Annotated in this window: 26 protein-coding genes and 1 tRNA gene; 11 read left to right on the top strand and 16 right to left on the bottom strand. The window is 65.8% G+C overall.

Annotation, left to right across the window (positions count from 1 at the left end; all coding sequences use genetic code 11):
* Window positions 1–266 precede the first annotated feature (266 nt).
* Window positions 267–1,436: an acyltransferase gene (locus NTCA1_RS07980; RefSeq protein WP_159829894.1), complete on the top strand. Its 1,170-nt coding sequence runs from the start codon at window positions 267–269 to the stop codon at window positions 1,434–1,436.
* A gap of 183 nt (window positions 1,437–1,619) precedes the next feature.
* Here NTCA1_RS07980 and NTCA1_RS07985 read toward each other — a convergent pair whose 3' ends face one another.
* Both NTCA1_RS07985 and NTCA1_RS07990 read right to left on the bottom strand, forming a co-directional pair.
* Window positions 1,620–2,045, bottom strand: coding sequence for a Rap1a/Tai family immunity protein (locus NTCA1_RS07985; protein ID WP_086490082.1), 426 nt, complete (start codon window positions 2,043–2,045; stop codon window positions 1,620–1,622).
* Between the two features lie 90 nt (window positions 2,046–2,135).
* On the bottom strand, window positions 2,136–2,594 hold the full coding sequence (locus NTCA1_RS07990) for an Lrp/AsnC family transcriptional regulator (protein ID WP_133084344.1): 459 nt from the start codon (window positions 2,592–2,594) through the stop codon (window positions 2,136–2,138).
* A 165-nt stretch (window positions 2,595–2,759) separates the two neighbouring features.
* On the opposite strand from NTCA1_RS07990, the gene NTCA1_RS07995 reads away from it, so the two are divergent.
* A complete protein-coding gene (locus NTCA1_RS07995; protein ID WP_086490084.1) occupies window positions 2,760–3,740 on the top strand; it encodes a DMT family transporter in 981 nt (326 codons plus the stop codon).
* Between the two features lie 50 nt (window positions 3,741–3,790).
* Complete coding sequence (locus tag NTCA1_RS08000; protein WP_159829896.1) at window positions 3,791–4,090, top strand: YdaS family helix-turn-helix protein; 300 nt, start codon at window positions 3,791–3,793, stop codon at window positions 4,088–4,090.
* A gap of 445 nt (window positions 4,091–4,535) precedes the next feature.
* Here the strand turns inward: NTCA1_RS08000 and NTCA1_RS08005 are convergent, their stop codons facing one another.
* From NTCA1_RS08005 to NTCA1_RS08025, 5 genes are all read right to left on the bottom strand, one after another.
* Window positions 4,536–5,108, bottom strand: a complete 573-nt coding sequence (locus NTCA1_RS08005; protein WP_159829898.1) for a hypothetical protein — start codon at window positions 5,106–5,108, stop codon at window positions 4,536–4,538.
* 210 nt (window positions 5,109–5,318) lie between these two features.
* Window positions 5,319–5,394: transfer RNA gene (locus NTCA1_RS08010), tRNA-Lys, on the bottom strand.
* A gap of 39 nt (window positions 5,395–5,433) precedes the next feature.
* Window positions 5,434–5,943: a 2-amino-4-hydroxy-6-hydroxymethyldihydropteridine diphosphokinase gene (gene folK / locus NTCA1_RS08015; protein ID WP_086490086.1), complete on the bottom strand. Its 510-nt coding sequence runs from the start codon at window positions 5,941–5,943 to the stop codon at window positions 5,434–5,436.
* Between the two features lie 42 nt (window positions 5,944–5,985).
* On the bottom strand, window positions 5,986–6,849 hold the full coding sequence (aguB, locus tag NTCA1_RS08020) for an N-carbamoylputrescine amidase (RefSeq protein WP_159829900.1): 864 nt from the start codon (window positions 6,847–6,849) through the stop codon (window positions 5,986–5,988).
* 13 nt (window positions 6,850–6,862) lie between these two features.
* Entirely contained in the window at window positions 6,863–7,723 is an 861-nt protein-coding gene (locus NTCA1_RS08025; protein WP_159829902.1) for a class I SAM-dependent methyltransferase, read from the bottom strand.
* Window positions 7,724–7,843: 120 nt separating this feature from the next.
* On the opposite strand from NTCA1_RS08025, the gene msrA reads away from it, so the two are divergent.
* Window positions 7,844–8,389 (top strand): peptide-methionine (S)-S-oxide reductase MsrA, encoded by a 546-nt coding sequence (gene msrA / locus NTCA1_RS08030; protein ID WP_159829904.1) that lies wholly within the window; start codon window positions 7,844–7,846, stop codon window positions 8,387–8,389.
* Window positions 8,390–8,815: 426 nt separating this feature from the next.
* Entirely contained in the window at window positions 8,816–9,889 is a 1,074-nt protein-coding gene (locus NTCA1_RS08035; protein ID WP_159829906.1) for a choice-of-anchor A family protein, read from the top strand.
* Between the two features lie 209 nt (window positions 9,890–10,098).
* On the opposite strand, the gene NTCA1_RS08040 is transcribed toward NTCA1_RS08035, so the two are convergent.
* The gene (locus NTCA1_RS08040; protein ID WP_159829908.1) at window positions 10,099–11,328 is read right to left on the bottom strand and encodes an RsmB/NOP family class I SAM-dependent RNA methyltransferase; all 1,230 of its coding nucleotides are present in this window, start codon (window positions 11,326–11,328) and stop codon (window positions 10,099–10,101) included.
* 54 nt (window positions 11,329–11,382) lie between these two features.
* Between NTCA1_RS08040 and NTCA1_RS08045 the strand changes: the two genes are divergently transcribed.
* Complete coding sequence (locus NTCA1_RS08045; protein ID WP_086490258.1) at window positions 11,383–11,571, top strand: DUF1674 domain-containing protein; 189 nt, start codon at window positions 11,383–11,385, stop codon at window positions 11,569–11,571.
* A gap of 1 nt (window position 11,572) precedes the next feature.
* On the opposite strand, the gene NTCA1_RS08050 is transcribed toward NTCA1_RS08045, so the two are convergent.
* Both NTCA1_RS08050 and NTCA1_RS08055 read right to left on the bottom strand, forming a co-directional pair.
* The gene (locus NTCA1_RS08050; RefSeq protein ID WP_159829910.1) at window positions 11,573–12,520 is read right to left on the bottom strand and encodes an alpha/beta hydrolase; all 948 of its coding nucleotides are present in this window, start codon (window positions 12,518–12,520) and stop codon (window positions 11,573–11,575) included.
* Between the two features lie 141 nt (window positions 12,521–12,661).
* Window positions 12,662–13,567, bottom strand: coding sequence for a LysR family transcriptional regulator (locus tag NTCA1_RS08055; RefSeq protein ID WP_086490093.1), 906 nt, complete (start codon window positions 13,565–13,567; stop codon window positions 12,662–12,664).
* Between the two features lie 236 nt (window positions 13,568–13,803).
* On the opposite strand from NTCA1_RS08055, the gene NTCA1_RS08060 reads away from it, so the two are divergent.
* Window positions 13,804–14,235, top strand: a complete 432-nt coding sequence (locus NTCA1_RS08060) for a DoxX family protein (RefSeq protein ID WP_086490094.1) — start codon at window positions 13,804–13,806, stop codon at window positions 14,233–14,235.
* Between the two features lie 14 nt (window positions 14,236–14,249).
* Window positions 14,250–15,038, top strand: coding sequence for a class III extradiol ring-cleavage dioxygenase (locus NTCA1_RS08065; protein ID WP_159829912.1), 789 nt, complete (start codon window positions 14,250–14,252; stop codon window positions 15,036–15,038).
* Window positions 15,039–15,111: 73 nt separating this feature from the next.
* Here NTCA1_RS08065 and NTCA1_RS08070 read toward each other — a convergent pair whose 3' ends face one another.
* The 4 genes from NTCA1_RS08070 to NTCA1_RS08085 form a co-directional block, all read right to left on the bottom strand.
* Complete coding sequence (locus tag NTCA1_RS08070) at window positions 15,112–16,125, bottom strand: sensor domain-containing diguanylate cyclase (RefSeq protein ID WP_086490259.1); 1,014 nt, start codon at window positions 16,123–16,125, stop codon at window positions 15,112–15,114.
* 484 nt (window positions 16,126–16,609) lie between these two features.
* Window positions 16,610–17,107, bottom strand: a complete 498-nt coding sequence (locus NTCA1_RS08075) for a murein L,D-transpeptidase family protein (RefSeq protein ID WP_159829914.1) — start codon at window positions 17,105–17,107, stop codon at window positions 16,610–16,612.
* A gap of 4 nt (window positions 17,108–17,111) precedes the next feature.
* Entirely contained in the window at window positions 17,112–18,401 is a 1,290-nt protein-coding gene (locus tag NTCA1_RS08080; protein WP_086490097.1) for an adenylosuccinate synthase, read from the bottom strand.
* A 353-nt stretch (window positions 18,402–18,754) separates the two neighbouring features.
* Window positions 18,755–19,879, bottom strand: a complete 1,125-nt coding sequence (locus NTCA1_RS08085; protein WP_159829916.1) for an ATP phosphoribosyltransferase regulatory subunit — start codon at window positions 19,877–19,879, stop codon at window positions 18,755–18,757.
* Between the two features lie 421 nt (window positions 19,880–20,300).
* On the opposite strand from NTCA1_RS08085, the gene NTCA1_RS08090 reads away from it, so the two are divergent.
* Both NTCA1_RS08090 and NTCA1_RS08095 read left to right on the top strand, forming a co-directional pair.
* Complete coding sequence (locus NTCA1_RS08090) at window positions 20,301–21,035, top strand: EF-hand domain-containing protein (protein WP_159829918.1); 735 nt, start codon at window positions 20,301–20,303, stop codon at window positions 21,033–21,035.
* A 112-nt stretch (window positions 21,036–21,147) separates the two neighbouring features.
* A complete protein-coding gene (locus NTCA1_RS08095) occupies window positions 21,148–22,158 on the top strand; it encodes a transferrin-binding protein-like solute binding protein (protein ID WP_159829920.1) in 1,011 nt (336 codons plus the stop codon).
* A gap of 252 nt (window positions 22,159–22,410) precedes the next feature.
* Here the strand turns inward: NTCA1_RS08095 and serA are convergent, their stop codons facing one another.
* Both serA and NTCA1_RS08105 read right to left on the bottom strand, forming a co-directional pair.
* On the bottom strand, window positions 22,411–23,997 hold the full coding sequence (serA, locus tag NTCA1_RS08100; protein WP_159829922.1) for a phosphoglycerate dehydrogenase: 1,587 nt from the start codon (window positions 23,995–23,997) through the stop codon (window positions 22,411–22,413).
* A gap of 128 nt (window positions 23,998–24,125) precedes the next feature.
* Window positions 24,126–25,259: a phosphoserine transaminase gene (locus NTCA1_RS08105; RefSeq protein ID WP_159829924.1), complete on the bottom strand. Its 1,134-nt coding sequence runs from the start codon at window positions 25,257–25,259 to the stop codon at window positions 24,126–24,128.
* A 271-nt stretch (window positions 25,260–25,530) separates the two neighbouring features.
* Between NTCA1_RS08105 and NTCA1_RS08110 the strand changes: the two genes are divergently transcribed.
* Window positions 25,531–26,247 (top strand): extensin family protein, encoded by a 717-nt coding sequence (locus NTCA1_RS08110; protein ID WP_086490260.1) that lies wholly within the window; start codon window positions 25,531–25,533, stop codon window positions 26,245–26,247.
* The last annotated feature ends 54 nt before the right edge of the window (window positions 26,248–26,301 follow it).

The raw sequence follows: 26,301 nt of genomic DNA on the forward strand, positions 1-26,301 counted from the left end.
ACCCGGAAGCATAAGGCAGGCGGTATTTCGCGCCGGGGGGGTGTCCAAGGTGTTAGGGCAGGCGATTCATGGCAATTGACCCGATCCTGCCCGCCATGTTCTCTCGTTTCCGTTCAAGCTCTTGTCCTGAGCATAGCGAAATAACGCCGCGCCGCACGACCCTCCCCGGCCTTGCCGCGCGGCACGAGCAGGGAGCACAGCGTGAGGGAGCCGGGTAAGAAACCGCCTGTCGATATCCATTGCCTGCGCGCCGTATGACACGGGGCATGACGCAGAGCACCGCCCCCGCCGCCCTTCTCCACGGCCGCGACACGGCCGTCGCAAGCCCGCGCTCACGCGAAAGCAGCCCGGCGAAGAAGCGACAGGGCGACGCCTTCAACCCCACCGTCCACGCCTTGCGCGGCATTGCCGCGATGATGGTGTTCCTGGCCCATGTCATCGGCGGCGTGGGCGAGAACGTCTACGCGCAGGTGCCCGCCTATCTTGCCGTCACCGAGGCGCCGTGGAACTTCGGACGCTGGGGCGTATGGCTGTTCTTCGTGATCAGCGGCTACGTGATCCTGCCCAGCGTCATGCGCTACAGCCCGCGCGAATTCGCGCTGCGGCGCTTTTTCCGGCTCTACCCGCTGTTCCTGGCCTTTTCACTGGTGTTCATCGCCGTGAACGCCTGGAGCAACGCCTTCCCCGAGCTCAACCACCTGGGCACGATCCTGCCCGCGCTGCTGATGGTCAACCTGCTGACCCGCACCGAACAGCTGACCCCCAATGCCTGGAGCCTGAGCTACGAGGTCCTGTTCTACGCGGTGACCTGCCTGACCGTTCACATGGCCCTGCGCCGCCCGCTCGGGCCGAGCGCGAGCCGCACGGCAACGGTGCTGCTGGCGCTGGTCTCGGCCGGGCTGATCTACCGCTTCCCGGCCATGGCCTTCTTCCTCGGCGGCATCTGCGTGCGCCTGCTCGACGACCGAGGCCTTCGCCCGCCCGCGGCATGGCGCGTGCCGCTGGAACTGCTGGCCTTCGCCGGATGCCTCTACTTCGGATCGGTGCAGCACTACGGCTTCCTGCAAAAGGAAATGGGCAATCCTTACGCCTATGCCGTGCTGCTGCTCACCCCGGCCTATTTCTACCTGGCGATCGCCCCCGGCAGCCTGACCTCACGCCTGCTCGACCGGCGCGCCGCGTTCTATCTGGGCACGGTGAGCTACAGCCTCTACCTCGCCCACCCCTATACCTACTTCGTCGCCCGGCACATCTTCGTGCGGCTCGGGCTGTTCGGGGCGAACTGGCCGCTCTCGCTCGCGCTGTTCATGGCAGTGGTGATCCCGGTGACCCTGGGCTTCACCCAGATCGTCTACCGCCTGCTGGAACGCTACCCCTACCACTGGTACTTCCACGAACGCGTCTTCCACCGCCGCAGGGAAGCAGAGCGCGCCTAGCGTCTGTTCGGAAAATGCCCGTGAGGGCATTTTCAGTGCGGCACCGGCCCCATTTGGACTCAGGCGCCCCCACCCTACCACCCGCCAGGGTACTATCATCGGGTGGTAGGGTGGGGGCGCGGGCCGGTGCCGCGAAATTCGCCTACGGCGAATTTCCAAACAAGCGCATAGCGCCCCTCTTCTTCACCTCACCCTCTTCTTCACAGGCGCCTTCTTCTTCACCGGTGCCTTCTTGGCTTCCGGCTTGGCGTCCTTGCAGGGCCAGGCCTTGCGGGTGGCGGCAAAGACCTGCTCCGAGGCCGATCCCTTGCGGTCCTTGGGATTGCGCCGCAAGTAGTCGATCGTGACGGTCTTGAGCTCGCCGATCGTCACGTCCGCCGGGAGGCAGCTGTCCAGCTTGTTGACCTTGCGCGTGGTGTTGAAGGCATCCACGGCCCCGGTGATATAGGCGATGCACTCATAGGTCTTCTCGACATAGGCATCGCTGCCCCGCTCGGTCGTGCAGACGGCATAGAGCTCGTCCCCGGTGTAGAAACCGGCATTCGCGGCCACCGGAAACAGCGCGGACGGCGCAAGCAGCAGGGCGCAGGCCAGCTTTCTGGACATCATTCTCGAATCTCTCCAATCAGGCCGCCGACCTTTGGGAGAAATCGCCCGCAGGTCAATCGCGGCGCGGATCGCCGCGCGGTTCGGACCCTTTCACGCAGGCGGCAGCGGCGCGGAGCGCTTGGCATGCTGCATGACCACCAGGGTCTTGAAGGTGCGAACATGCTCCTCCCCGTGGAGCACCCGCCGCGCGAAGGCGTCGTAATGCTGCATGTCCTGCGCCGCCACCTGCAGCACCAGGTCGTGGTCCCCGGTGACGTACCAGACGTCGATCACCTCGCGCGCCTGCCGCAGCCGCGCGATCAGATCGTCCACCACCCGGCCCTTGTCGGTATCCAGCGAGACCAGCACGATCATCGTCACCAGCCAGCCCATCGTCCGGGGCGAGACCAGCGCCACCTCCCGCTCGATCGCGCCTTGTTCGCGCAGGGCCCTGACCCGGCGATAGCAGGCAGGCGCGGAGAGCCCGACCACCTCCGAAAGGTCCGGCATCGAGATCCGCGCATCGCGCTGAAGTTCGGTAAGGATGCGCAAGTCGAACGCATCGGGCATGGAATCGGTCTCCAGAAGGGGTTTGCCGATAAATATTATCGCCAGGCAGCAATCATAAAGCACCTTTATCGCGACACGGCGATAAAACGCCGATGTTCGTTGCCGCCGAAAAATACCCGTCCGGGCATTTCAAACGCGCTCTCAACCCTTCGAGCCGAGAGTTCCATGGTCCTGCGCCGTATCGCCACCCGTTCCGCTTCCAGCGATTTCGCCCCTCTTGCCGCCGTTGCGACCGCAATGGTGTCGATCTGCTGGGGCGCCTCGATCGCCAAGACCCTGTTCCCGGCGATCGGGCCAGCCGGCGCCACCGCGCTGCGCCTGTCGCTGGCGGCGGTGATCCTCTGCGGTGTGTTCCGGGTCTGGCAGAGACCGTTCGACCGGCACATGCTGCGGGCCGCCCTGCCCTACGGCCTTGCGCTCGGATGCATGAACCTGCTGTTCTACTGCGCAATCCAGCGCATTCCGCTGGGCATCGCGCTCGCCACCGAATTCACCGGACCGCTCGCGGTCGCCACCTTCTCCTCGCGCCGCCGCGTGGATCTCGCCTGGGTCGCCCTGGCGGTTGCCGGGCTGGCGCTGCTGCTGCCGCACGAGGTTTCCGGCGGCGCCTCAGGCAAAGTGGCCGGGGGCGCGCTCGACCCGGTCGGCGTCCTGCTGGCACTCGGCGCAGGGGTGTTCTGGGGGGCCTATATCCTGCTCGGCAAGCGCGCGGGCGAAGCGCTGGGCGCCGCCGCGCCCGCCTATGGCATGACCGCCGCCGCTCTGGTCGCCCTGCCGTTCGGCGTGGCGCAGGCCGGCACGGCGCTGCTCCAGCCCCATGTCCTCGCGACCGCGCTGGTGGTGGCGATCTTCTCCAGCGCGATCCCCTATTCGCTGGAAATGTTCGCGCTGCGCCGCCTGCCTACCAAGAGCTTCGGCATCCTCACCAGCGGCGAACCCGCAGTCGGCGCGCTGACGGGGGCCCTGCTCATGGGAGAGACGCTGCCGATGGTCAAATGGCTGGGCATCGCCGCCGTCGTCGGCGCGAGCATCGGCACGACGCTGACGGCGTCTTCCCGCAGGCCGCCCCTTATAGAACCCGGCACCGGCCCCGGCACCGAGCCCGGCACCGAACCCGTCATCAAACCTGTAGTTAGCGAGGCCTGATCCGCCCCGCGCGGCTTGCGCCTCGCGGCGATTGCGCGCATGCGTCCGGGATGCCGCAAGCCTCCGACATACAGCTCGCCATCTTTTCCCAGGCCGTCGACGCAATAGGCGGCCAGCGCGCGCTGGCCCGGCACCTCGGCATCGCCGAACGCGACGTGCGCGGCTGGATCTCGGGCGAGGTCCCCCTGGACTACGCCACCTTGCGCGAAACCGCCCGCGCCCTGATCGCCCACTCGGACATGTGCCGCCGCCTGGAACGCAAACTCTCGCCCGCCTTCAGCGAGAACCTGACGGAGCAGCAACTGGAAGGCCTGTCCCAGCCCGAAACCCGCCGCCCGACCTCGGACTGAGCGGAGGCCTTTTTGAAAATCCGCCGCAGGCGGATTTTGCGGCACCAGCCCACGCCCCCACCCGGCCTCCCATCTAGGATACACTGAGTGGGAGGTCGGGTGGGGGCGTGGGCTGGTGCCGCAAGCCATTCGCGGATGCGAATGGCGCACCCAACAAAGACTCGGGCCGGTGCCGCTAAAATCCGCCCTTAGCGGATTTCCAAAAAAGACAGGCCCCACGAAGAATCCGCGGGGCCCGAAGGATTTGGGTCCAGTCCGAAATGCATTCCGAAAGCGCGCGATGGCGACCGCCGGACAGCGTTCCATAGAAACCGCACGCAGATCCCGCGAATGCGGGAGAGGGTTCGCAACTGCGCTCGGCATGGAGGTAATTCGCGAAGGATGTAATTGTTCCCGGACGAAAAAATAATTTTTGCGAGTGCGAAGAAATTCGGATTGAGGACGTCTACAGCTTCTCAAGTGCCGATTGCATATCGGCGATGTGGCGATCCACTTCGTCGATCTGACCTTTCATGGCGCTGTAGACGGCCTGCCCTTTTTCGGAGAATGTCGCAATCTTCGCCAGGTAGTCGCTATCGCCGATTACGGCCTGACTGGCAGCCTTGGCCGCTTCGACCATCTTGTTGAAATCCTCGCTGACCGGCTGAACGAAAGTATGCCGCATATCGTCGCGCAGGCGATCGAGCCGCTCGATCTGATCCTCATCACATTTCGTCTTTCCGATACCGGTCTTCCCATTCGCGAAAGTCGCCTGAACCCGTCGCATGGCGTCGATACGACGCTCCTGCTTCGCCATCCTCTGTTCGATTTTCCGATATTCGGATTCCGTCCGGGCATGATCCAGTTGTTCCCGGGTCAGATAATAGAGCAATACCGCCACCACGACCTGCCCCAAAGCACCAACCCCTGCGATCGCCACGCTTCCCTTGTCGGCCCCGAAACAGACCGCAGCCGGAATCGCCAACACGCCCACCGCCCCGCAGAGCAACACGGCCTGTAAAGGTTCCAGTCGCTTCATGTGTGCCTCCTAAACCGATACGGCCAAGCAGCTCGCAAACCGCCGCAGCCAATTACCGGAAATATAGAAGATTTCTCGAACGAAGCCGTTATAATGAAAGGATAATAACATAGCGTAGCGCTGTAAGCCGCCGCAAGGCGATCATCGAACAGCAACTTCCTGAAACGACGTCCGCACAAACCTGGGGACGTCTCCACCACCTTGAAAAGGTGGTGAGCCCTGCTGGGTTCGAACCAGCGACCTACTGATTAAAAGTCAGTTGCTCTACCGACTGAGCTAAGGGCCCCCGTTGCCGGGATCAGCCGGCGAAGCGGCTGTGAAGGCGTCACCTAGGGGCAGGGCGCGGCTTGGTCAAGCGGGCATGAAGCTGATTGATCGTAAGACCCGTCAATGGGTCGCGCCAGGGGCCGGCAATCCGGCGCGCGGGGCCGAGGACGAAGTCGCGGGTTCGGAAGGCGGGGTGCGGCAGGATCAGGCTTTCATCGCCCTCGCCGCCCGCCCAGGGCCCGCCGCTCCACAGCACGAGGTCGAGGTCCAGCACGCGCGATCCCCAGGCCTGGCCCTGGCGGCGGCGACCGAACTTGTGTTCGATCTTGTGCAGCTTGTGCAGCATCTCGTCGGGTTCGCGCTTGCTGCGCACCACGGCCACGCCGTTGGCATAGCGGCGGCGCGAGGGGCCGATCGGGGCGCTTTCGATCACCGGCGAGGCGGCCATGACCTCGTACTTGCCGCTATCCAGCGCCGCCAGCGCCGCGGCGAGCACCTTGCGGGGGCCGCCGTGGCGCGGGTGGCGCATGTTGGAGCCGAGCGCGACGAGATAGTGATGCCTGGCCAAGTTCGATGCCCCCCGAATATGCCGTAAGTATCGGGGCTTGTATCAGATATCCTGGGCGATGCGCGTATAGAGTTGCGGGCGCCGGTCGCGGAAGAAACCCATGCCTGCGCGGTGCTTGGCGGCGCGGGCGAGGTCGAGCGTGGAAACCAGCACGCCGGTCTCCTCCTTGCCGAACTCGGCGAGGTAATCGCCCCATTCGTCGGTGATGAACGAGTGGCCGTAGAAGGTCTGCTCGGTGCCGCATTCCGATTCGACGCCGATGCGGTTGGCGGCGATCACCGGCATGCAGTTCGACACCGAATGGCCGATCATCGCCCGGCGCCACATGCGGCTGGTGTCGAGCGTGGCGTCATAGGGTTCGGAGCCGATGGCGGTGGGGTAGAACAACAGTTCCGCGCCCATCAGCGCCATCACGCGCGCGCATTCGGGATACCACTGGTCCCAGCACACGCCCACGCCGACCTTGGTGCCGAGCACGTCCCAGACCTTGAAGCCGTCGTTGCCCGGGCGGAAGTAGTACTTCTCCTCGTAGCCGGGGCCGTCGGGGATGTGGCTCTTGCGATAGGTGCCGATGATCTCGCCGTCGGTGCCGATCATCGCCAGCGTGTTGTAGTAGTGGTGGCCGTCGCGCTCGAAGAAGCTGGTGGGGATAACCACCTTCAGCTTCGCCGCCAGCGCCTTCATCGCGATGACCGAGGGATGCTCCGCAGTCGGGCGGGCGATCGCGAAGAGTTCCTCTTCCTCGGTCTTGCAGAAGTAGGGGCCGGAGAACAGCTCGGGCGGCAGCACGATCTGCGCGCCCCTGGCGGCGGCTTCCTCGACCAGGGTGGAGACGGCGGCGATGTTCTCGCGCTCGTCGGCGGAGTTGAGCGCGAGTTGGAGGGCGGCGACGGTGATTTCGGTCATGCGGCTGCCTCTATCAGCCTCGCTTGCGGAACAGAAGGGTCATGCGGTCGCTCTCGCCGATGGCGAGGTACTTCTCGCGGTCCTTGTCCTTGAGCGCCAGGCTGGGCGGCAGGGTCCAGACGCCGTCCGGCCAGTTCGCGGAATCCTTCGGATTGGCGCTGATTTCGGACTGGCCGACGAGGTCGAAGCCGTTGTCCTTCATGAAGCGGATCACGTCCGCCTCGCGCAAGTAGCCCTTCGAACCGTCGGCATAGTCGGCGGGCGCATCGGGGCGGGCGCGGTGCTGCTCGATGCCGACATAGCCGCCGGGCTTCAGGAGATCGCGCATGGCGGCGAATTCGCTGCCGGCGATGTTCCAACGCAGCAGGTTGTGCATCATGCGCGGCACGATGATGACGTCGAACGTGCCCTTCTCGCCCTCGGGAATCGCGCCGAGGGTATAGGCGGCGAACCTGTCGGCGGGGAGGCCGGTGAACTTGGCCACGCTGTCCGGGTAGCCCGCCGCACTCTTGCGGATGCCGTCCTTCGTCTCGGGCTTGAAGGCAGGCGCGTCGGGATTGAAGTAGAGCCCCACGAGGTGCCCCTGCTGGCCGAGATAGAGGCCGAGCAGGCGCGAGTACCATTCGCCGCCCGGTGCATATTCGCCCACTTTCATCGTCGGGCCGACGCGGAAGAAGCTGAGGGTTTCCACCGGATGGCGATACTGGTCGCGCGCGCGGTCGTCCTTGCGCGCGGGATTGGAGGCGGCGAGTTCGAGCAGCGCCTCGCACCCCTTGCAGGATTCGGCTTCGGTGGTCTCTTCCGCGGCGGTCGCGGCGGCAGGCATGGCGATCATGCCAAGCAGGGACGAAAGGGCGATCAGGGCGCGGCGCATGCGATTCTCCCGTGGGTATTGCAATGGAGATTGAACCTAGTTTCCGTCGCCCCAATGACAAGCCGTCCAAGTGTACCTATCTAGCGACAAAATCTCCCCCTCATGAGGACATGCAAGACAATGGAAACGGCAATCGTTGCAGGCGGGTGCTTCTGGTGTACCGAAGCGGTCTTCCGCGACGTCATCGGCGTGGATTCCGTGGAAAGCGGCTATATCGGCGGCACTGTGCCGAACCCCACCTACAAGCAGGTCTGCGAAGGCAACACCGGCCATGCCGAGGCGATCCGCGTGAACTACGATCCTGCTGTGCTGTCCTACGGCGACCTGCTCGACGTGTTCATGGGCACGCACGACCCGACGCAGCTCAACCGCCAGGGCAACGACGTGGGCACGCAGTACCGCTCCGCGATCTTCCCGCTGGACGAGGCGCAGGCCGCCGAGGCCGAAGCGGCGGTCGCCCGTTCGAACGAGGACAACGGCGGCAAGGTCGTCACCACGATCGAGGGCTTCGCGGACGGCAGCCAGAACGAGGAATGGTATCCGGCCGAGGACTACCACCAGGAATACTGGGACGGCGAAGGCCAGCGTAACCCCTACTGCCTCGCGGTGATCCCGCCCAAGCTGATGAAGCTGCGCAAGAGCTTCCAGAACAAGGTCAAGGGCTGACGTTTTTGGCCTTTGGCGTTTTGCTCCATCCGGCAGCCTGAGAGGCGACCCTTCGACAAGCTCAGGGTGAGCGGGGGTGGAGGGTGCCGGAAGTAGGAGCGGCCTTCCCACCCTCGTCACCCGCGAGAAGGCGAAGCCGACGAAGCAATCCAGAGCGGCGCAAGACTGCCCTGGACTGCTTCGCTACGCTCGCAATGACGAAAGTGGAGCCGCAAAACGCCCACGCCCGCTCACCCTGAGCTTGTCGAAGGGTCGCACCGAACCTGTCGAAGGGTCGAACAGCAAGACGGCCAGGCCGCACCGGGCCGTGAAGCATTGCCCTTCGGCCTGTCTCACCATGAGACACGGCGAAACGAGCCATATCCAAACCTTCGCGGACAAGTACTTAGCTCGCCTATCGAACCGTTCCTTTGGCGAGTCCCCTTCATGTCCGCTCTTCGCAAGCTTTCGCTTTCCGCTGCCGTTGCCGCCGTTGCCTTCGCGGCCAGCCCCGTGCTTGCATCCTCGGGCATGATCGCCGGGATCGACGTGCTGAAGACCTGGAACCTGGTGGTGCTGGGCGACCTCACGTCCTCTTCCGAAGTCGAGGGCCGAACCTTTGTCGGCGGCAATCTCGACGGCAATTCGTCGAACTACCAGATCACCACCCTGCCCCCTTCATCGACGGGCACGCCGGGCCTGACCGTGGTGGGTGACGTCAACGGCGGGCACAAGAACCTCAACAACGGCTCTGGCGCGATCGTAGGCGGCAACGTCAACAGCGGCTTCAACCTCAACGGCGCGGCGCAGAACGTGCAGGTGGGCGGCACGATCAGCAACACCAACGTCAACAACAACACCGTGACTTCGGGCCTTGCCGCCAGCAATCCGCAGTTCGCGCAGAACCTGACGCAGCAGAAGAGCCTCATCGAAACCTCGATGGAAGGCCTCAGCCATTCCATGAGCACCGAGACGGCCAACAGCCAGCTCACCATCAGCGGCAATCGCGGCACCTTCAACGCCCAGCCCGGCGCGAACGGCGTGGCCGTGTTCAACATTTCCGCCGCCGACCTCGACAAGATCGGCGAGATCCAGTTCAACCTCAACGGCGCGGACACGGCGATCGTCAACGTCTCGGGCAAGTCCATCAGGCTGGACGACAACTTCCTCGGCGGCACCAATAACCTCGGCGAGAAGGTGGTCTGGAACTTCCACGAGGCCGAGAACCTCTCGCTCACCACCGCCTGGGGCGGCTCGGTGCTCGCTCCCGGCGCCGATGCGACGACCGGTAACTACATCCAGGGCTCGGCCGTGTTCGGCAACCTCGTGCAGAACGGCGAGATGCACGTCGGCACTTACACCGGCGGCTATACCCCTGGCGATCCGGGCAGCTCGACCAGCTCGGGCGGCAATTCCTCGGGCGGGCCGACCGACGTGCCGGAACCGGGCATGATCGGGCTCTTCGCGCTGGGGCTGGGGGCGCTGGTGTTCTGGCGCCGTCGGCGCGCTATCGCGGTTTAAGGGCAAGGGTAGAAGCAGGGGCCATCGCCCCTGCACCCCAAGACGTCCAGGTCACGCGGGCCAACGCCGTTGCGCGCCCATGGCGGCGTCGGGAGACCTATTGGCTGCGCCGCAGGGAGCGCACTACCGATAGGTCGCGCGCGACGCTGACATTCCGAGGGTCTGGGGGATCTCCTGAGCTTGTCGAAGGGCCCCAGGACTTCCCCTTCCTACTTCTGCCACCGCCCCACAAAGAACCCATCCAGCCCGCCGACATCGGCCAGCATCCCCGGATCGGTCCGCACCCAACCCTCGGCGCTCGGCTCCAGTCCCTCGGGCAGCTCCGAAGCCGCGACCGGCACCGGCGTCAGCGCAACCTTGTCCGCCTGTTCCTCGCCCTCTTCCACTTCCAGCGAGCAGACTGCGTAGACCAGCTGCCCGCCCGGCTTGAGCCAGCCCGAAGCGCGTTCGAGCATCTTTTCCTGAAGCGCGGTCATCTCTTCGATCTGACGCGGGCCGATGCGGTGGAGCACGTCCGGGTGGCGGCGCGCAGTGCCGGTGGCGGTGCAGGGCGCGTCAAGCAGGATCGCGTCGAACTGCGCTTCCGGCTCCCAGGCAAGGACATCGGCCTGCACCACTTCGGCTTCGAGGCCGATGCGCTTGAGATTGTCGCGCAGGCGTTCGAGGCGGCGCTTGGAGTTGTCGAGCGCGGTGACCTGCCAGCCAGCCGCCGCCAGTTGCAGCGTCTTGCCGCCCGGCGCGGCGCAGAGATCGAGCGCCTTGCGCCCCTCTCCCGCGCCGAGCAGCCGCGCGGGCAGGCTGGCGGCCAGGTCCTGCACCCACCAGGCGCCGTCGCGGAACCCTTCGAGGTGCTCCACGGCGGTGCCGCGCGCCAGGCGGACATGGCCCGGCATCAGCGAGGTGCCGCCGAGACGCTCGGCCCATTCGGCGGTCTGCTCGGGATAGCGCAAGGCAAGGTCCAGCGGCGGCGGTTCGGCGAGACCGGCGGCGATCGCTTCACCGCGCGCGCCCCAGCGCCCCGCCACGTCCTCGGGCAGGCTGGGCACTTCGGGAAGCGCGACCTCGTTCTTGGTCAGGGTGGAGAACACCCCGTGCGCCAGGCGGCGCGGGCCGCCCATCAGCAGCGGCAGGCCGGTGGCGATCACCGCGTGGGCGGGCGTCTCCAGCCGCAGGACCTGCGCGAGCATGATCTGCAGCACCGCGCGCGCCTTGGCGTCGGGGGCGAGCGGCAGGCGCGTGGCGCTGTCGATCAGTTCGTCGAGGTCGGTGCGCCAGCGCAGCACTTCGCCGGCAATGGCGCGGGCAAGCGCCCGGTCGGCGTCTCCGCTGACCCGCGCAAGGGCGGAGCCGCCTGCCTGGTCGAGCGTTTCGCCCCGCCGCAGAACGGCATCGATAAGGTTGAGCGCGGCACGGCGCGCGGGAAGGCCGGGAATGTCCATGCCAAGCCCCTATAGCGGATTGCGTTTTGACGCCACCTTCACCACATGGAGATCATGACACAGCGCTCCACCAAGCGGCCCGAAGGCTTCACCAAGCCCGCCCACTGGACCAACGATCCCGCGCCTGCCCCCACGCCCGAGGCTGCCAAAGCCCCGGCGGAGCAGGACGAGCAGGACCCGGACGGAATCTCCCCCACCCGCTACGGCGACTGGGTCCGCAACGGTATCGCGATAGATTTCTGAATTATCTTTCTCCCGGCGCGGGCAGCAGGTACTTCAGTCCATGGGTAAATCCGCGCGGGGCGACGCTGACGTGATCCTCGTCGCCCAGAACCTCCGACCGGATTTGCAATGACGGGAAATTGCGCGCGCGTAAGCTGCGCTCCATGGCCTTCATGTCCGTCACCATATCCACCGAGGTGGAAAAGCGCGGATCGCCGGGCCTGCGTTCCTCGTATTCGCCGACATACATGTAGACCTGCGCGGGCATGTCGTCATGCCGTGCCGCATAGGCGGCTTCCTGCCCCTTCATGACATGATGGTCGTACCAGAACGAGGGGCTGCCGAGGACATAGCCCCGGAACAGGTCCGGCTGGCGCAGCAGGATGTGCATGCCCAGCAGGGCGCCGTAGGAGTGGCCGAGGAAATAGCGCCGCGCCTCGTCGCTGCGATAGCGCGCGGCGACGAAGGGCAGCACCCGGTCGCGGATATAGGTCGCATAGGCATCGGCCTGACCATGCACGGCATCTTGGGGCGAATCCGTGGTCCCTGCCGCGGTCGGGGTATAGTCGCGCCTTCGGCTCTCCATGCCGCCCTCTCCCTTGGCATAGGACAGGCCGACGAGGATGAATTCCTCGACGGTCGGCTTTTCGACGTTGAGACGGCGGGCGATCTGCCTGATCACGGGAAAGGCATAGTCGGCATCGGTGACATAGAGCACCGGGTAGCGGCGTCCCGGCTCGGCCCCGTAGGAGGCGGGCAAGGCCACGAAGACCTGATAGGTCCGGCCGGAAACCGGATCGGGCACGTCCCATACTTCGCTGCCGGACACCTCGTAGGGTTGCCCGCCGCCGCGCTGCGCGCCGGGAGGCGTCTTTGCAGCCTGCCCGGCTGCATCGGCTCCGGTTGCGCTATCGTTGCAGCCTGCGATGAACAACCCCGCCAGACCGGCGAGAACCATGTGCTGGATCATCCTGCCCCCTCCCCTTAACCACCAGCCGCAACGCGGAACCCGGTACTTGCTGGGAGCCTAGCACACCCTGCCTTTGCAGCGTCCTCCACGCGCATCCGGTTGCCCCAAAACCGATACATTTCAGCTTATTGCGACAGGGATTCACCAGTCCCGCGCCATCGCGGGAAGGCGCTGGACGAGGAAGTCTATCCAGGCCCTCGTCTTCGCGGCGGGGCGACGGGTGCGGTGCGTCACGGCATGGACAGCGCCGAGGTCGAGCAGTTCGGCGCCGAGGTCCAGTTCCACCAGCCGCCCCCGCGCGATGGCCCGGTCCACGAAGAAGCGCGGGCCATAGACGAGGCCCATCCCCGCCTCCGCTGCCTGCGCGAGGACTTGCCCGTTATTGGCATGAAGCGCCCCGCGCACCGCCACGGCGCGGCTGCCGTCCCGCCCGAAGCCCCAGCGGGTGGCGCCGGTCTCGCTCCCCAGCGTATAGCCGAGGCATTCGTGCGCGGCGAGATCGTCCAGCGTGCGCGGCGTGCCGCGTCTTTCTAGATAGGCGGGGGAAGCGCAGATCGCCATGCGCACCGGGGCCAGCTTGCGCGCGACCAGATTGCTGTCAGCCAGCCTGCCGATGCGCACGGCGACGTCCCAGCGTTCCTCCAGCAGATCGACCACGCGGTCGTTGAGCCCGAGTTCGATGGTCACGGCGGGGTGGAGATCGTGAAACGCGGTCACCAGATCGACCAGATAGGCGCTGCCGAAAGCGGCCGGGCCGGAAACGCGCAGCAGGCCCTCCACCGCTGCCGACTGGGCCGCGGCCTCGGCATCGGCGTCCTCCAGTTCGGCCAGTACCCGCTCCGCCTTGTCGAGATAGGCCGCGCCCACTTCGGTCAGCGCCAGCCGCCGCGTCGTGCGGTTGACCAGAGTGGCGCCGAGGCGCTGCTCCAGCGCATTGAGGTGCTTGGCCGCCATGGCCGGAGACATCGCCAGATCGCGCGCCGCCGCCGAAAGCCCGCCAAGCCTTATCGCCTTCACGAAGACCTCGATGCCCTTGAGACGGTCCATTCAACACCCTTGATCACAAGTCATTCAACGAATGGCATGATTATCACCCTCAGAGAGAAGGTCTAGGTCGGATCGACATTCAGTTCAGGTGGAGCCGAGAAGTGTGATTTCCGAGCATCGGAGCGCAGCGGACTTTCGGTCCGTGAGCACCGAAGCACAGGAAATCGCGCTTCGCAGGCCCGCATGGGCTGAATGTCGATCCGACCTAGATGGATCGGCGAAAGGAAAGCCCCCCAATGACCACTTTCACGTCCTCGACGCCTTCCCACATCTCTTCCACCGCCCCCTACGGCGCTTTCGTCTTGCGCGTCGCCCTGGGCGTCCTGTTCATCGCCCATTTCGCGCTGAAGCTCTTCGTCTTCACGCCTGCCGGAGCGGCGGCCTTCTTCGGCAGCCTCGGCCTGCCGCCGGCGCTGGCCTACGTGACGATGGCAGCGGAACTGCTCGGCGGCCTCGCCCTGATCCTCGGCATCTACGCCCGCGCGGTCGCCCTGGCTTTGATCCCGCTCATGCTCGGCACCATCGTCATGGTGCATGGAGCCAACGGCTTCTTCTTCGATTCCAAGGGCGGCGGCTGGGAATATCCCGCCTTCTGGTCGATCGCCCTCCTCGTCCTGGCCCTGATCGGCGACGGCGCCCACGCGCTCGTCCCGACCCGGCGCAATTGAAAGACAACCACGCCATGACCCGCCAACCCACGTTCTTCATTCCCCACGGCGGCGGACCCTGCTTCTTCATGCCGGATCCGCAAGGCAACTGGACTTCGATGGAAGCCTTCCTGCGTAGCCTGCCGGAGCGCCTGCCCGAGCCGCCCAAGGCGATCCTCGTCGTCTCGGGCCACTGGGAAACGCAGGGCTTCGCCTTCACCGGCGCCGCGCAGCCGGACCTGCTGTTCGACTACTACGGCTTCCCCGAGCACACTTACGAACTGCGCTTCGACGCGCCGGGCTCCCCCGCGCTGGCGGCGCGCGCCAGCCAGCTGCTGCGCGACGCGGGCTTTGCCGCCGCGCCAGATGCGCAGCGCGGCTATGATCACGGCGTGTTCGTCCCGCTCAAGGTCTCCTGGCCCGAGGCGCAAGTGCCGGTGGTGGAGATGTCGCTGGACCGCTCGCTCGATCCCGCCCTGCACCTCGCCGCCGGACGGGCGCTGGCCCCGCTGCGTGACGAAGGCGTTCTGATCGTCGGGTCGGGCATGAGCTTCCACAACATGCGCGGCTACGGCAACCCAGCCTCGACCGAGCCGTCGCTGGCGTTCGACGCCTGGCTTACCGAAGCCGCCGAGGCCGATGCCGCCACCCGCGCCGAAGCGCTCACCCATTGGGCCGAGGCGCCCGGCGGACGCTTCTCCCACCCGCGCGAGGAACACCTCCTGCCGCTGATGGTGGCAGCGGGGGCAGCCGAAGGCGCGGGGGAGAAGGTCTACTCGGATCTCGTGCTGAAGACCGCGATTTCGGCGTTCCGGTTCGATTGATCGGGGCGCCCCAATTGAAACGTCGTCCCGGATCAAGTCCGGGACGACGATCTTGTTATCGACGGTCTTGCAATCAATGCAGCAGTTCGCACCGGTTACGCCCGCCTCGCTTGGCGGCGTAGAGCGGACCGTCGGCGGCGGCCAGCCAGTCCTCCACCGTGGCCAGCCCTTCGCTCAGCGGCGCGATGCCGAAGCTGGCGGTGACGCGGATGGTGGAGCCGCCCGGCAAGGCGATATCGTGTTCCGCCAAAGTCGCGCGGAACCGCTCCACCGCCACGAGCGCATCGGCAGGCTCGGTTTCCGGCAGGAGCACGGCGAATTCCTCCCCGCCCAGACGCCCAAGGAAGTCCACCGGGCGCGTGGAGCCGACGACGGTGGCGGCCATCTCGCGCAGCACGGCATCCCCGGCCGGGTGGCCGTGGGTATCGTTGACCTGCTTGAAGTGGTCGAGATCGATCAGGACGAGGCAGCTGGGGCGACCGTAGCGGCGGAAGCGGTCCATCTCCTGCCGCGCCTTGTCCACGAAGCCGCGCCGGGTGAGCGCGCCGGTCAGCTGGTCGCGCTCGGCAATGCGGCGCAGTTCCAGCTCGTTCATGACGATGCGCGCCAGGTTCCCCAGGATCGCCACTTCGCCTTCGCTGAAATCGCGCACCTTGTCGTCGATCGCGCAGAGCACGCCGACGTTGTAGCCTTCGGGCGTGAGCAGCGGGATGCCCGCATAGCTGCGCACGCCGGGATCGGTGACGACGAAAGGATTGTCGGCAAAGCGGGCATCGAGCCGCGCGTCGGAGATCAGGAACGGCGCGGTCTGCTGGATGGCATGGGTGCAGAACGAGACCTTGCGCGGCGTTTCGGCCACGTCCAGCCCGCTGCGGGCCTTGAACCACTGCCGGTCGGCATCGACCAGCGTGACCGCCGCCATCGGCACGCCCAGCACGGCACGGACCAGCGAGACGACATGCTCGAAGGCTTCCTCCGGTTCGGTATCCAGCACTTCGAGATTGCGCAGCGCGGCAAGGCGCCCCTGTTCGTCGTTGAGGATCGTCTGGGATGGATAGGCCAAGGACGGATTGGAGTGAGGAAGCATCGCTCGGTTCCGGTCATGCCGCATCCACCTGGGGACGCGAGGATATTGCTCCAGTGACCGAAGGACCTGCCGGCACCCGGTCGCGAAAGGCGGACGAACCGCGTGCCGGAACATCACCCGATTCCCGGCCCCGGCTCCCTACCGATGTAGATATCCCTAGGCCGTAAACTCATAAATGGCACCATTGAGGCGTCCAAATGGCGAACAGCTCGGGCCGAAGCGACCGCTGGGCGGGCTGGTTGCCCGTCCAAGGTCGCTTCGGCCCGAGATGGAAGCCATTTGGGCGTCCTTCGGATTTGACGCAAAATGGCCCATCGCTGCGTCGACAGGACTTGAAATATCGACATATTCCTGCGCCCTGCCTTCTTGCGCTGAGCCATTTTGCCTCAAACCTCAATGGTGCCATTTATGAGTTTACGGCCTAGAGCAGGATTAAATTCCTGAAAACGCCCCTTGCCTCACGCCGCGTGCGATCTGCGGGAAATCAGGGCATGATCTCGATCGGCGTACCATCGGGCACGGACTCGTAGAGCGCCTCGATTTCGGCGTTGGACACGGCGATGCAGCCGTCCGTCCAGTCGCCGGAGACCCGCCCCGCGATGTCATTGGGCTGGCCGTGAATCATGATCATGCCGCCGGCAGACCGTCCGTGCGCCTGGGCATAGGCGATGTCCTGCGCGTTGGGGTACGAGATATGGAGCGAAAGGTGGTAGCGGCTCTTCGGGTTGCCCCAGTCGATCGCGTAGCGGCCTTCGGGCGTGCGCTCATCGCCTTCGAAGCGCTTGGGGCCGGTGGGCGCGTCGCCCAGCTGGATCCGGCGGATGGTGTGGACGAGCCGGTCGCCGGACCAGAGTTCCATGGTCCGCGCCGCCTTCTGCACGCGGATCCTGTCGATCTGCGGAAGCGAAAGGGGCGGCTCCGCGACTGCGGAACCGCCCCCCAAGAGCAACAGCAGCGGCGCGAGAAATGTCCCGCGCCGCACCGGATCAATCCAGGAAAGGATCGCGCACGAGGATGGTGTCCTCGCGCTCGGGGCTGGTCGAAACCAGTGCCACCGGGGTCTCGATCAGTTCCTGCACGCGCTGGATATACTTGATCGCCTGCGCGGGCAGGTCGGCCCAGGAACGGGCGCCGGCGGTGGTGCCCTGCCAGCCGTCCATTTCCTCGTAGATCGGTTCGACCTTGGCCTGATCGGCGGCGTGGCTGGGGAAGTAGTCCAGCACTTTTCCGTTGAGGCGGTAGCCGGTGCAGATCCTGACCTTCTCGAAGCCGTCGAGCACGTCGAGCTTGGTCAGCGCGATGCCGGTGACGCCCGAGATCGCGCAGGACTGGCGCGTCAGCACCGCGTCGAACCAGCCGCAGCGGCGCTTGCGGCCGGTGACGGTGCCGAATTCATGGCCGCGTTCGCCGAGGCGCTGGCCGGTTTCGTCCTCCAGCTCGGTCGGGAACGGGCCCGAGCCGACGCGGGTGGTATAGGCCTTGACGATGCCCAGCACGAAGCCGGTGGCCGAGGGGCCGAGGCCCGAACCCGAAGCCGCCGTGCCCGAAACCGTGTTCGAGCTGGTCACGAAGGGGTAGGTGCCGTGATCGACGTCGAGCAGCACGCCCTGCGCGCCCTCGAACAGGATACGGGCGCCGGCCTTGCGGACCTTGTTGAGGCGCTTCCACACCGGCTGGGCGAACTGGAGCACGAAAGGCGCGATCTCGCGCAGTTCGTTGATCAGCGCCTCGCGGTCGACCGGCGGCTGGTTGAAACCGGCGCGCAGCGCGTCGTGGTGGGCGCAGAGACGGTCGAGCTGCGGCTCCAGCGCATCGAGGTGCGCCAGATCGCAGACGCGGATGGCGCGGCGGCCGACCTTGTCTTCATAGGCCGGGCCGATACCGCGCCCGGTGGTGCCGATCTTGCCCGAACCGGCTGCCGTCTCGCGCAGACCGTCGAGGTCGCGGTGGAGCGGCAGGATCAGCGGGCAGTTGTCGGCAATCGCGAAGTTCTCGGGATTGATTTCCACGCCCTGCCCGCGCAGCTTCTCGACTTCGGCCTTGAGGTGCCACGGGTCGAGCACCACGCCGTTGCCAACGATCGACAGGGTGCCGGTGACGATGCCCGAAGGCAGCAGGCTGAGCTTGTAGACCTGGTCGCCCACGACCAGCGTGTGGCCGGCATTGTGGCCGCCCTGGAAACGCACGACGGCATCCGCGCGGCTGGCGAGCCAGTCGACGATCTTGCCCTTGCCCTCATCGCCCCACTGGGCGCCGATCACGGTTACGTTGGCCATGGATATACTCCTCCACCCTGCCACGGTGGATCCAATAACGCCCTTCGACAGGACTCGGCGATATGGATTTTCATTGGGGCAAAAGCGCCCCGGCTTTTCGCCCGCGCCCTAGTGGCAAGGCCCATGGCTCGTCAAGACCCATGGCTCTCTGGGCCCATGGCTCGTCAGGGGTTGAGGGCCGGATGGCGTGGAGATGGATCGGAAGACCCACGTCGTCCCGGACTTGATCCGGGACCGCTGGCCGTACTTCAGGCGATAGCGCGCGCAGAAGCGCCCTGCCGCGAGGTGGGCCGTTCACCGCCAGCGGTCCCGGATCAAGTCCGGGACGACGATGTTGCGCTACCTCTGGCGCATCACAGCGCCACGGCCTCGCCGTCCACCAGCTTGTGCGAACAGCCCAGCGCCACCGGATCGTCGTCTGGCGAAAGCGCCGCCACCGTGGTCCAGCCGATGGCGCGCTGCTGCCCGGCCACGCGCGGATCGTGCCCCAGCGGCAGGAACAGCTTGCGCTGCGCCTGCGGCTCCGCGGCCAGCAAATCCACCAGCGGATCGGGATAGAGCGAGAAGCCGGTGGCGGATTCGGGGTGATGCCCTGTCTGCCCGAGAATGCGGTACGTGCCGCCGCGCCCCAGGCTGCCGGAAATGCCCTCGGCATAGATAGTGAAGCCGAACCACGACTGGTATTCGAAGCCATGACGCTCCGAAGGGTCGAGCGTGACGCGGGCCTTGTCGCCCACCCGCGCGGCGATCTCGCGCAGGCCCGCGATGCGGCTGGCGAGCGCGCCGCCCACATCGAAGGTGGCAAGGCGCTCGATGGCGCTGGCGAAAGGGCCGACCGCGTAGAGCAGCGGCAGATAGGCCTCGCCGCCCACGTCCACCAGGCCGCCCGCGTCCTTGGCGTCGAGCATCTGGCGCACCGCCTCGATACCGGCCTCCGGCAGCGGAAGGGCTTCGGCGCTCAGGGTATCGACAAGGTCCGGCATGGTGAAGTCCACCGAAATCCCGGTGGCGCCCGCCGCGCGCAGGGCCTCGATCGCCAGTTCGACGATCTCGGCGGCGGCAGCGACCGAATCGGTGCCGATCAGCTCGGCGCCAAGCTGCAGCCGCTCGCGGCGCGGGTCGAGGCCGTCGCCCTTGATGGTGCAGACCTGCCCGGAATAGGACAGCCGCAGCGGACGCGGTGCCTGGGCAAGTCCGGTGGCGGCGATGCGCGCGACCTGGGCGGTCATGTCCGAGCGCAAGGCCAGCATCCGCATGGAAACGGGATCGACGAAGCGGAACATGCGGCGCACCTGCACGCCCGCCATGCGGTGCGCGAGTGCCTTCTCGAACTCGATCAGCGGCGTTTCGACACGCTCGTAGCCATGGCCCTGCAGCACGTCATGCGCCATGCGGCGCACCTGCTGCGAGGCCCAGGCCTGCTGAGGAAGACGGTCGCCCAGTCCTTCGGGCAAGAGATCGCGGTCGTTGTCCTGCATGATGGTGGCGCCCTTAGCGGGGCAGGCGGGAAATGTCGAATGACACCTGCACCTACGGCGCCCTCTCCCGTGCGAATGCGAAAGCCTGCGACAATTTGCGTGAAATTTCCTGTCAACAAGCGCCGCGCATCAGGCTATCCCGCCCGGATCGTCTGGCGGGACGACAAGGGCCGATCGACATTCAGGTCAGGTGGAGCCGAGAAGCGTGATTTTTGAGCATCGGAGCGCAGCGGACTTTCGGTCCGTGAGCACCGAAGCGCAGGACATCGCGCTTCGCAGGCCCGCATGAGCTGAATGTCGATCGGCCCTAGAGCCAATTCCCATCCCATCCCTGCATGGGCCGGACCGCCACGCGTGCATCTTGCTCCCCAGCGAGCCTTCCCGCCTTGCGCCCTGCCCTTGCGAACAACGGTCGAGGTCCATGCGCAAGATTTCCCTGCTTCTCCTGCCCCTGCTGCTGCTCCAGACGCCCGCCCATGCCCAGATGGGCGGCGACGACATGGGAGGAGGCATGGGGGGAGGCATGGGCGGCGGCGGAATGGGCGGCCCGGGTGGTGGTGGCCCTCCGGGAGGCGGAGGAGGTGGCAAGCCCCGCATGCCCAAGCCGATCTCCCGCGCGCACTACGACAAGATCGTCACCGCCCTGTTCCGCGATGCCGACAGCAACCGCGACGGACTGGTGACGCTCGACGAATTCCACGCCCTCGTGAACGCCCGGCGCGACGCGGCGATCAAGGCCCGCTTCGCCAAAGTCGATGCCAATGGCGACGGCACGATCTCTGCGGCCGAATTCACCGCCTGGCAGCAGCAGATGGGCTCGGTCGCCTCGGACGAACGCGGTGCCGTGGGCGATCGCAGCGGTCAGGTCCTGGAAGTGATCGCCCCCGAGTTCGGCCGCGACGACGACGGCCGCATGCTGGCCGACCTGATCGAGCCGATTTCCGGCACGCTCATCGCCAAGGCCAACACCAATTACGACGCCGGCGTCTCGCTGGAGGAACTGCTCGCCTACGAAGGCGCCAGATTCGAGGCCGCCGATGCCGACAAGGACGGCTATCTCTCGATGCAGGAACTGCGCCCGAAGAACGGCGGTCGCGAAGGAATGCTCGGCCGCAGCGGCATGCGCCCGATGGGCCCGCCGCCTTCGGGGCAGTAGGAAGATCGAAAGAAGCGTCGGTTTCCCGATTTTAACCGGATCCGCATGTCGCATTCTTGACGGAACATTATTTCGGAGTGCTAGCTGAGAATCTGATTCTTGGGGGGCACTCTTGAAACTTTCGATACTCTGCACGGCGGCCTTGCCGCTGCTCCTTGCCGCGTGCGGCGGCGACGATTCCGGCGCACCCGCGCCTGCCGTCACGCCCGCGCCCACTCCGGTACCAACTCCGACTCCGACGCCAGTCGTGACGCCCAGCCCGACAGCCCATGCCAAAGTCTACGACTTCACTTCGGCATCCTGGACCCGGTTCTCGCCGGGCGTGGAGATGCGCACTTTCAAGCGCTACGAGGCCAGCGGCGTACCGAATTACTGGCTTTTCGATCATCACGAGAGCGAGCTGCACACCAGTGAAGGTACGGCACAAACGAATTACGACCGGATGACCGAGATCGCTAGCATCAAGTATCGCGGTGATTTCAGCGATTTTTCCAAGGATCTTATTACGCGTCAGGGCGAATGGTGGCGCAACTATACCAAGCGGGTGCTCTGCAACGAAACATCCGTGAACGATTACTGCGGATGGGAAAGCCTGGACCTCGAAAATCCCCTGCTCTACGAATACGTCGCGATCGGCCGCTATAATCGCGACGGCCAGCGCATCGGCTCCGACGCATCCGAAACCATGCGGATGTTCCTTGTCGGATCGCCCAGCGCCGCGTCGGAAATGCTGACCTCGGGCACATTCACATACGATGCCGGGGTCGGCACGAGCCATCCCGATTACGACAAGATGGGCGCATCGTCGGGCTATGCGGGCCTCGGCACGCTCTCCATCGACTTCGGCGCGGCCACCGTGCAGGGAACCATTCCGGTGAAGACAACCGTCGCCAGCGGCGACGTGCCGTTTCGCGAAGACAGCTTCACATTCACCGGGACGATCGCCAGCAAGATCCGCATCGTCGGCGATATCGTCAATGGCGACGGCAAGCGGACCGGAAAGTTCGCGGGCGCCTTCTACGGCCCCAACGGCAGCCAGTTGGGCATCGTGTTCCGCCTGGTCGATCCCGCCTCCACCACAACGCCGCATGTCATCGGCTACCTGATCGCAAAACGGAAGTAACTTGGAGCTGTTTGGGAAAATGCCCCGTGAGGGCATTTTCAGAGCGGCACCGGCCCCATTAGGACTCAGGCGCCCCCACCCACCACCCGCAGGATACTATCGTTGGATGGTGGGTGGGGGCGCCCGAGTCTAATTGGGGCCGGTGCCGCCAAATTCGCCTGCGGCGAATTCCAAACGAACCCTTCAAACACGAAAAAGGGGCCGGCATCCGAAGATACCGGCCCCTTCCGTTGGGAGCTGTAATCCGCCCTATCAGACGAACTTGAGCGCCTTGACCGTCTTCACGCCCGGAAGCGCGGTGGCTGCCTTGAGGACGTCCTCCGACACGGCGCTGTCCACCGAGAGCAGCAGCACGGCCTCGCCGCCGGTGTCGCGGCGACCGAGGTTGAAGGTGCCGATGTTGATCTCGTTCTCGCCCAGCAGGGTGCCGATGCGGCCGATGAAGCCCGGCGCGTCCTCGTTGACGATGTACATCATGTCGCCGGCGAGTTCCGCTTCGACCTTGATGCCGAACATCTCGACCAGGCGCGGCTCGCGGTTGTTGAACAGCGTGCCGGCCACCGAACGCTCGCCCGCTTCGGTCTTCACCGAGACGCGGATCAGCGTGTGGTAGTCGCCTTCGCGCTCGGTCTTCACTTCGCGCACTTCAAGGCCGCGCTCCTTGGCGAGGAACGGCGCGTTGACCATGTTCACGGTGTCCGACTGGACGCGCATGAAACCGGCCAGCACGGCGGCGGTGATCGGCTTCTGGTTCAGTTCGGCAGCCGCGCCCTCGACGTGGATCGAGATGCGGGGAACCGAATCGCGGGTCAGCTGGCCGACCATAGAGCCCAGCATTTCGGCGAGCTTCATGTAGGGCTTCAGCTTCGGCGCTTCCTCGGCCGAGAGCGAGGGCATGTTCAGCGCATTGGTGACGCCGCCGTTGACCAGGAAGTCGGCCAGCTGCTCGGCAACCTGGAGCGCCACGTTGACCTGTGCTTCGGTGGTCGAAGCGCCGAGGTGCGGGGTGCAGATGAAGTTCGGCGTGCCGAACAGCGGCGAGTCCTTGGCAGGCTCGGTCTGGAACACGTCGAGCGCGGCACCGGCGACATGGCCGTTGTCGAGCATGGTCTTCAGCGCGGCTTCGTCGATAAGGCCCCCACGCGCACAGTTGACGATGCGCACGCCCTTCTTGGTCTTGGCCAGGTTCTCGGCCGAGAGGATGTTGCGGGTCTGGTCGGTCAGCGGCGTGTGCAGCGTGATGAAGTCCGCCTTTTCGAGCAGGGTGTCGAGATCGGCCTTCTCCACGCCCATTTCCACGGCGCGTTCCGGGGTCAGGAACGGGTCGAAGGCGACGACCTTCATCTTCAGGCCGAGCGCGCGGCTGGCAACGATCGAGCCGATGTTGCCGGCGCCGATCAGGCCCAGCGTCTTGCCGGTGACTTCAACGCCCATGAAGCCGTTCTTCGGCCACAGGCCCTGCTGGGTCTGGGCGTTGGCTTCGGGGATCTGGCGGGCCAGCGCGAAGATCATGGCGATGGCGTGTTCGGCGGTGGTGATCGAGTTGCCGAACGGCGTGTTCATCACGACGACGCCCTGAGCCGAAGCGGCTGGGATATCGACGTTGTCGACGCCGATACCGGCGCGGCCGATCACCTTCAGGTTCTTCGCGGCGGCGAGCACTTCCTTGGTGACCTTGGTCGACGAACGGATCGCGAGGCCGTCATAATCGCCGATGCGGGCGATCAGCTGCTCAGGGGTTTCGCCGGTGATGACGTCTACGTCGCAGCCGCGGATCTCGAAGATACGGGCGGCATTGGGGTCCATCTTGTCCGAAATGAGGACGCGGGGCTTGGTCATGGAATTATTCCTTCACTCGTCATCCCGGACCTGATCCGGGATCGGTGGAAGTCTTGGCGGAGCTTCGCCGATACGTGGGTGGGCTCCGCCAGCGGTCCCGGATCGGGTCCGGGACGACGTGGAATGGTTTAGCCGGCCTTGACGGTGGCGTAGGCCCAGTCGAGCCACGGTCCCAGCGCCTCGATATCGGCGGTGTCGACGGTCGCGCCGCACCAGATGCGCAGGCCCGCAGGGGCATCGCGGTATCCGGCGACGTCGTAGGCCGCGCCTTCCTTTTCGAGGACGGCGGCGAACTTCTTGATGAAGTCTGCATCCGCGCCTTCGACCGTCAGGCAGACCGAAGTCTTCGAACGGGTGCCGGAATCGACCGCGAGGTGGCCCAGCCAGTCACGCTCGGCGACGATCTTGTCCAGCGCGTGGGCATTGGCGTTCGAGCGGGCCTTCAGACCTTCGAGACCGCCCAGACCCTTGGCCCATTCCAGAGCGAAGATCGCATCCTCGACGGCGAGCATCGAAGGGGTGTTGATGGTCTCGCCCTTGAACACGCCCTCTGCCAGCTTGCCCTTCGAGACAAGGCGGAACACCTTGGGAAGCGGCCAGCTGGGGGTGTAGTTTTCCAGACGCTCGACCGCGCGGGGACCGAGGATCAGCACGCCGTGGCCGCCCTCGCCGCCCAAGACCTTCTGCCAGGAGAAGGTGGCAACGTCGATCTTGGACCAGTCGATGTCGTAGGCGAAGACTGCCGACGTGGCGTCGGCGAAGGACAGGCCTTCACGGTCTGCCGGGATCCAGTTCGCGTCGGGAACACGCACGCCCGAAGTGGTGCCGTTCCAGGTAAAGAGCACGTCGTCGGACCAGTCGATCTTGTCGAGGTCGGGCAGCTGGCCGTAGTCGGCGCGGACCACGGTGGGGTCCAGCTTGAGCTGCTTGACGGCGTCGGTAACCCAGCCCTCACCGAAGCTTTCCCAGGCCAGCGCGGTCACGCCGCGGGCGCCGAGCATGGTCCACATGGCCATCTCGAAGGCGCCGGTGTCCGAACCGGGGACGATACCGATGCGATGCGTGTCGGGCAGCTGCAGAACTTCGCGCATCAGATCGATGCAATAGGCAAGACGCGTCTTGCCGATCTTGGCGCGGTGCGAGCGGCCGAGCGCTTCGGTGTTCAGTTTTTCGGGGGCATATCCGGGCGGCTTGGCGCAGGGACCGGACGAGAAGTGCGGATGCGCAGGTTTGCGCGCGGGAACGCTAATAATATCAGTCATTTCTGACTCTCCTTACAGAGAGCACGCGCGGCGTTGGGACCGCGTGGCCCGGAGCCGCGTCTAAAGTCCCCCTGAAATTTGTCAAACGATTCTCCGGCCGCTTGCGTCAGATCGTTTCTCCAATTGGTCGTTTTGCGGCGCTTCGCTGCGTGAAGCACGCGGAAATGCGCGATTTCGATATTCGGTGGAAAACTCGAAGGCCGCGATTCCGGCGCGGTGTACCGCTGGGTAAGCTCCGGTTCACCCAAGGCCCGGATGCTTGAGCCGGATGATGAAGTTCCACCTGTCGAAACCTGGCCCGTTATCGCGCGGTGCGCTGCGCCAAATGCTGCTGGCCCTGCCCCTGATCGCCGTCCTCAGCGGCTGTATCGATCGGCCGGAACACGCGCGCGGACGCGGCTCCCGGCCCTCCGCACAGTCACGCCCGGCGGCGCCCCCGCCCTCCCGCGAACAGCGCCAGTGCATGGCGAACCTGGGCGCGCAGCATGCGGTGTTCACGCCGGTGACGGACAGATACTACGGAAACGGCTGTTCCACGCTGGGCACCGTCAAGCTCTCGGCGCTCAATACCGACAGCGCCACGGTTTCCGTCACCAATCTCGGCCCGGTAACCTGCACGACGGCAACCCCCTTCGCGGCCTGGGCACGCTACGGGGTGGACCGCGCGGCACAGCAGATCCTCGGCAGCCGCATCCTGAGCATCGAGACTTACGGCAGCTACAACTGCCGCAATGTCGCGGGCACGGCGCGCCGATCCGGCCATGCCACGGCAAATGCCATCGACGTGTCCGGCTTCGTGCTGGCGGACGGAAGGCGCATCAGCGTGCTGGACGACTGGAGCGGCGGCTCTCCCGCCGAACGCCGTTTCCTGCGCGTCGTCCACGACAGCGCCTGCAAACGCTTCGGCACGACACTCGGCCCCGACTACAACGAGGCGCACAAGAACCACTTCCACCTGGAAGCGGACGGGGCGAGCTTCTGCCGCTGAGAGTCGAGCGCTGAGAACCGGGCGCTGAGAACCAGCCGCCGAGCCTCCCAACGC

It is taken from the genome of Novosphingobium sp. TCA1, from assembly GCF_009811895.1.
Classification (GTDB): domain Bacteria; phylum Pseudomonadota; class Alphaproteobacteria; order Sphingomonadales; family Sphingomonadaceae; genus Novosphingobium; species Novosphingobium panipatense_A.